Source organism: Bradyrhizobium sp. IC4060 (assembly GCF_020193715.1).
Lineage (GTDB): Bacteria > Pseudomonadota > Alphaproteobacteria > Rhizobiales > Xanthobacteraceae > Bradyrhizobium > Bradyrhizobium yuanmingense.
The window spans coordinates 1-379 of sequence record NZ_JADYVJ010000130.1 but is presented as its reverse complement, the minus strand read 5'-3'; the positions used below and the strand labels follow the sequence as shown (position 1 = coordinate 379).

Genomic DNA, 379 nt, shown 5'->3' with positions numbered 1-379 from the left:
ATGATCCGGCGGAGCTCGGCCCGCAGGATTACGTCTTCATCTCCCTCAAGGCCCATTCCGTCCCCGGCGTGGTGGAGCGCATGCGCCCCCTGCTCGGCAACGACACCAGCGTCGTCACCGCCGTCAACGGCGTGCCCTACTGGTATTTCTACAAGCACGGCGGGCCGCTGGAAGGCCGGACGCTGGAGAGCATCGATCCGGGTGGAAAGCAGTGGGACGTGCTGCGCCCCGAGCGCGCCATCGGCTGCATCGTCTATCCCGCCACCGAAGTGGTGGAGCCCGGCGTCATCCAGCACATCTACGGCGACAAGTTCCCCATCGGCGAGCCGTCCGGTGAGCGCACAGAGCGCATCCAGCGCCTGAGCGATCTCATGAATTC

General features: G+C 66.0%; 1 protein-coding gene. It reads left to right on the top strand.

From position 1 onward, the window contains the following. Window positions 1-379, top strand: a 379-nt coding sequence (locus I6F16_RS37815) for a 2-dehydropantoate 2-reductase N-terminal domain-containing protein (RefSeq protein WP_276573591.1), incomplete at both ends; no start/stop codon positions are given.